Source organism: Herbaspirillum sp. B65, from assembly GCF_000333555.1.
GTDB lineage: Bacteria > Pseudomonadota > Gammaproteobacteria > Burkholderiales > Burkholderiaceae_D > Herbaspirillum > Herbaspirillum rubrisubalbicans.
This window is the reverse complement of the sequence record NZ_BADI01000875.1, coordinates 1-5,835: the sequence shown is the minus strand read 5'-3', so window position 1 is coordinate 5,835 and position 5,835 is coordinate 1. Positions and strand designations below refer to the sequence as shown.

General features: G+C 63.2%; 3 protein-coding genes and 1 other RNA gene. All 4 read left to right on the top strand.

The window, feature by feature from the left end:
• Positions 1-329 precede the first annotated feature (329 nt).
• On the top strand, positions 330-986 hold the full coding sequence (locus I5W_RS20845; protein WP_044530669.1) for an HAD family hydrolase: 657 nt from the start codon (positions 330-332) through the stop codon (positions 984-986).
• Between the two features lie 223 nt (positions 987-1,209).
• Entirely contained in the window at positions 1,210-4,611 is a 3,402-nt protein-coding gene (locus I5W_RS20840; RefSeq protein ID WP_044530668.1) for a DUF748 domain-containing protein, read from the top strand.
• 174 nt (positions 4,612-4,785) lie between these two features.
• Positions 4,786-5,166: a transfer-messenger RNA gene (gene ssrA / locus I5W_RS30295) on the top strand.
• Positions 5,167-5,260: 94 nt separating this feature from the next.
• A complete protein-coding gene (locus I5W_RS20835; protein ID WP_148289162.1) occupies positions 5,261-5,596 on the top strand; it encodes a hypothetical protein in 336 nt (111 codons plus the stop codon).
• The last annotated feature ends 239 nt before the right edge of the window (positions 5,597-5,835 follow it).

The following is a 5,835-nucleotide window of genomic DNA, read 5'->3' as shown; positions in this document are numbered from 1 at the left end:
GATGCGCGCCTGGCTACGCCGATGCGTTCGCCCAGTTGCGCCTGGGTCATGCGCTGCTGCTTGCGCAGGGCACGCAGGTGCTCGCGCAACTGGGCCGACAGGCTGATGGGGAAATCGTTGGCCATGGGGGCTACCTCGATACAGGAAAGACGGGAAGGGCGTAGGCGGCCCTATGGTATTAATATAGGATCAACGAAGACACCAGCGTCAATTACCTGGTGGCCTGTACCAAGCTGGCCTGAGCCTGCGCCCAGCCCGACTGCCGAGACCCCTACCGCTCACCGCCGCAGCCCAGTGCTGCGGCGTTTTTCTCCACAGCACTAAACACCATGCCACTACGCCCTCCGCGCGCGATCCTGTTCGACCTCGACGGCACCCTTGCCGATACCGCCCCCGACCTGGCGGCCGCTGCCAACTTCCTGCGCCACGAAAGAGGCCTGGAAAATGCCCCCTATGAAAGCTTACGCCCGGTCGCCTCGGCCGGTGCCCGCGGGCTGATCGGTGCAGCGCTGGGCATCCATCCGGGCGATGCAGAATATGAAGAGTTGCGCGTACTTTTCCTGGACCGCTACCAAGCCAACATGACCACCCACAGCCGCCTCTTCGACGGCATCCCGGAACTGCTGGCGCAACTGGACGCACGCGGCATCGCCTGGGGCATCGTCACCAACAAGGCGGCGCGCTTCACTGATGTGCTGGCGCCGCAGATCGGCCTGGGCCATGCCGGCTGCATCGTCTCCGGCGACACCACCCCGCATTCCAAGCCGCACCCAGCGCCCTTGCTGGAAGCCGCACGACGCCTGCAACTGCCTGCCGCAGACTGCTGGTACGTCGGCGACGACCTGCGCGACATCCAGGCCGGACGTGCCGCCGACATGCCCACCATCGCCGCCGCCTGGGGCTATTGCGGCCACACCGAGCCGGCCGGCTGGCAAGCCGATGCGCTGCTGCATGAGCCGCTGCAGATCCTGACGCTACTGGCCTGATTACCCTCTGCGCGCGCCCTTGTTGAAACTTGGGCGTGACTTTCCCCTCCTACTCCCGCGCAGCCCGGCGTTACAGCCAAGGCGCTGCGCATTAGAATGGCGGCAGACCGGCATCCATCCGCCAAGATAGGCGTGCCACCGCCCCACCTACCATCACAATCAGAACCGGCCACCTGCGCAGCCATTGCGCCAGGACGGACCGGCACCGACAAGGGAAACCGCAATGAGCAAGCCGGGCATCGCCGCACTGACCCAACACCCCACATGGCAACGCCTGCGTCGACCGCTGCGCTGGCTGGCCTGGACCGTGGCAGTCCTGCTGACCCTGGCCGCATTGAGTTGGGCCGCGCTGCCGGCGCTGGTGCGCAAGATCGCCATCGACCAGACCCAGGCCCAGATCGGCCGCAAGCTGGAGATCGGCCAGATCAGCTTCAACCCCTTCAAGCTGGCCCTGCGCGCCTCCGACATCACACTCTACGAAGCCGATGGCAAGCGCCCCTTCTTCAGCACCCAGGGCTTGCTGGCCGACCTGTCCTCGGCCTCGCTGCTGCGCCTGGCGCCGGTGCTGGATGAAATCAAGCTGACCACACCGCAACTGCACCTGGTGCGGCTCGATGCCGATGGCATCGGCCACTACAATTTCTCCGACATCCTCGACCGCCTGGCCGCGCAACCCAAGAGCGAAGGCCAGGCGCGCTTCTCGCTGGCCAATATGCAATTGCAAGATGGCGCAATCCATTTCGAAGACAAGGTCAGCGGCAAGAACATCGACATCGCCGCACTGCAAGTGGGCCTGCCCTTCATCTCCAACCTGCCCGGCAATATCGACAGCTATGTCCAGCCGCAACTGTCGGCCATCATCAATGGCACGCCGCTACACCTGAAAGGCCGCAGCAAACCCTTCACTGCCTCGCAGGAATCGGCCTTCGCCATCGATATCGATCAACTGGACCTGGTGAGCTACCTGCCCTTCGTCCCGGCCGAGCTGCCGGTGGCGATCCAGAGCGCCAAGCTGAGCACCCGACTGGACCTGGGTTTCACGCGCAAGGATGCCAAGCCCACCGTGACCCTGGCCGGCGATATCCGCATAGATGACATCGCCCTGCAAGACAAGACCCGCGCCCCCCTGCTCAAGGCCAAGTCGCTGGCCCTGCAGTTGAAGCAATTCGACCTGCTGGCCGCCAGCGGTGAAGTCAGCCAGCTCACGCTGGAGCAACCGCAAGTCTGGGCCAGCATGAATGCCCGTGGCGAGCTCAACTGGGTGCGCGCCTTTGCCAGCCCAACCAAACCCGCCAGCAAGCGCACCAGCAGTGCTCCCGCCAAGGCCACCACCCCCGCTGCAACCACGCCAGCTGCGGCCATCGTCCTGCAACAACTGAACCTGCACGGTGGTGAAATCAACTGGCGCGACGAAGCCAATGCCGCCCCCGCGCAAACCATCAAGCTCAGCAAGATCGAACTCAACGCCGCCCAACTTTCCACCGCCGCCGATGCACAGCCGGCGCGCCTGACCCTGTCGGCCGTGGAAAACGGCCACGGCAAGCTGGGCTTCGATGGTCAACTGCACCCCCTGAAACCGACGCTGGCAGGCAAGATCACGCTGGACGGCGTGGACCTGGCGGGCTACCAGAACTACCTGGCGCGTGCGCCCATCACCGATCTCTCCGGCAAGCTCTCGGGCAAAACCACCCTGCAACTGCGTGAAGGCCATCTCAAGCTCGACGACAGCAGCGTGCAACTGGCCGACCTGCGCCTGACCCCGCCCGGCCAGGGCGCCCAGCCCTTGAGCCTGTCATCGCTGGCGCTACAGGCTCCCACGCTCAGCGATACGCTGGACCAGGCCATTCCCTTCAAACTGCAAGCGCGCTTCGACCAGAACGGCAGCGCCGAACTGAGCGGCCAGGCCGCCCCGCACTTCAAGAACGTGGAGCTGGAGCTGGACATCAAGGACTTGCCCATCACGCCCTTCCAGCATTACTTCAGCAACGTGCTCAACGTCACCCTCAGCAGCGGCCTGGCCAGTGCCAAGGGCAAGCTGGCCATCACGCCGCCACTGCAAGAGCGCAAGCTGGCGCTGGACTACAAGGGCAGCGCTGCCGTCACCAACCTGCGGATGCAAGACAAGCGCACCGGCACCGACTTCCTGCGCTGGCGCACGCTGGAGCTGGCCGGCATCCAGGCGCGCCTGGGCGGACGGCCCCAGGTATCGCTGGAGAAAGTCACGCTGGCCAACTTCTACGCGCGCGCCATCCTCTCCGAGCAGGGTCGCCTGAACCTGCAAGACATCGTGGTCGCCGATGCCCAGCAACAGGGTTCGATCACGGACGACAAGAAAGGCAGCAAGGAAGCGCCGGCAAGTAGCGCCACCAACGCCCGCAAGACCACCTCTACCACAGCGGTCACCAGCGCGGCACCAACGGCCGACACCCCCATCGTGCAAGTCGGCCAGGTCGTACTGCAAGGCGGCAACATCAACTACACCGACAACTTCGTCAAACCCAACTACACGGCCAACATGACGGGCCTGGCCGGCACCATCGGCCAGATTTCCTCGGAAAAGCCGCAACCGGCACCGGTCAACATCAGCGGCAAGATCGACAACGACGCCCCGCTACAGATCTCGGGTGCGCTCAACCCCCTGTTCAAGCCCATGTACCTGGACCTGAAGGCCAGCGCCAATGGCGTCCAGCTGCCGCGCCTGACGCCCTACTCGGCCAAGTACGCCGGCTATCCGATCACCAAGGGCAAGCTGTCCATGGACGTGCAATACAAGATCGAAAACGACAAGCTGGTCGCCCAGAACGACCTGCGCATCGAACAGCTCACCTTCGGCGAACGCGTGGACAGCCCCAACGCCACCAACCTGCCGGTGATGCTGGCGGTATCGCTGCTCAAGGACAGGGACGGCAACATCAACCTGAACCTGCCGATCTCGGGCTCGCTCTCCGATCCGGAATTTTCGGTGGGCGGCATCATCGTGCGGGTATTCGTGAACCTCATCGTCAAGGCCGTCACCTCACCCTTCGCCTTGATCGGCTCGATGTTCCGCGCTGACGAACACATTGGCGACCTGCATTACATCGCCTTCGCCCCCGGCTCTTCCGAGATCGACGACGAGGTGCGCAAGAAGCTCGACGCACTCGGTTACGCCCTGCATGAACGCCCCGGCATCAAGCTCGACATCACCGGCCGCGTCGATCCGCAGGTCGACGACCAGGGTCTGCGTCGTGAAGCGCTGGAGCGCAAGATGCGCGGCTTGAAGCGCGCCGACCTGATCGCCACGGAAGGCCAGCCCTCCGGCCCGGTACGCATCTCGGCGGCCGAGCGCGGCAAGTATCTGGAGCGGGTCTACAAGGACAGCACGTTCGACAAGCCGCGCAACATGATCGGCCTGGCCAAGTCGCTGCCCGAGGCCGAGATGGAAAAGATGATCCTGGAGCACACCGACATCACCCAGGACGACCTGCGCAACCTGGCCCAGCGGCGTGCCGACCAGGTGCGAAATTATTTACAGGAACAAAGCATCATCGAACCGGCGCGCATCTTCCTGATCGCGCCCAAGCTGGATGGCGCTGGCCTGCCGGCCCAGGAGCCGAAGGCACGGGTCGATCTGACGATACAGTGAGGCAAAGGCCGCACAGGCCGGCCTTGAAAAGCCTGGCGCTGCCCATACAGTAGGGAGTAGGTTATAATCGACCTCCCGCCGATCAAACGGGCGCCTCTTCAGGAAGCTCTGCGAGAGGCCAGCGTAATACGCAAGTTCACGCGCCCAGCGGGATTTGCGAAGCTTCAACACCACGGGGCCGACTTGGTTTCGACAGGGGTTGCAAAGCGGAACAGGGCATGCCGAGGACTGGTTACCTCGTTAATCCATCCGGAACTGCTTAAATGCAAACGACGAATCTTACGCTCTCGCAGCGTAAATCGCACCTAGAAACCTAAGAAACTTCTAGCTCTACAGCACTTCTTCCCTGGGGTGTGCTGGCAACAGCGGTAGAGTCATTTACAGGGAATCGTGGCGTATCGGGTTACTTGATACGTCATTAAATCCAAGGTAACTCGTCCTGTCGAAGCGTGTGCGTCCGCGTCGCCAGGATTAAAACCAATTGGCTGCACTACGCATGTAGAACTGTCTGTAGAGTGCTTCTGGACGCGGGTTCGATTCCCGCCGGCTCCACCAATATTCAAACCCCAACCACTCTCGGTTGGGGGTTTTCAGTTGTGTCTGTCAATTTGTACAAGCAAGTAGGCCCTCTGAGTCGCCAGCAGGCGGCATGGCCCGTGCGGGTGGCGCTTTGGGGCGGGTCGGAGACTGGTTGGGCAAGGCCGGTGGTGCACTGGCGATTGGCTCGGCCGCATATCAGGTCTTTGATACCGCCAAAAATGCCACTACCCGTGAAGAAAAGGCCCAGGGATACGGCTGTGCGGCCGGCACGCTGGCCGGCGCCAAGCTCGGTGCCGCAGTCGACGTACTGGGTGGTCCCATCGGTATCGCGATTGGCGGTTTACGGGGTGGCGTCATTGGCTCTTTCGCCGGTGACAAGCTGGGTGACTGGTTGGGCAAGTCGCTGGTGGCGAGCCAACCACCGAAGGCATCCCTCACATTGTAAGACCGTCTCGGGTAAAAGCCTCCCGGTGGTCCGCCTAGCGCCAAACGAAGTAACCAGCTATCGCCTGACCTTCCCCGACCGGGGCAGCGTCGGCACCGTGAAAACCCAGGCGCACGACGCGAAGACCGGCAACAAGGTCGACATCGTCATCCCGAACCCGGAATGCCTGATCGGCTCCAGCAGCGCCACGCACACTGATCGACATATCTACACCCCGACCACACCGCTGCCAGGGCTGC

Excerpts from the sequence above, each read along its gene's own strand:
- I5W_RS20845 (WP_044530669.1), top strand. The coding sequence starts at position 330 with ATGCCACTACGCCCTCCGCGCGCGATCCTGTTCGACCTCGACGGCACC.
- I5W_RS20840 (WP_044530668.1), top strand. The coding sequence starts at position 1,210 with ATGAGCAAGCCGGGCATCGCCGCACTGACCCAACACCCCACATGGCAA.
- I5W_RS20835 (WP_148289162.1), top strand. The coding sequence starts at position 5,261 with ATGGCCCGTGCGGGTGGCGCTTTGGGGCGGGTCGGAGACTGGTTGGGC.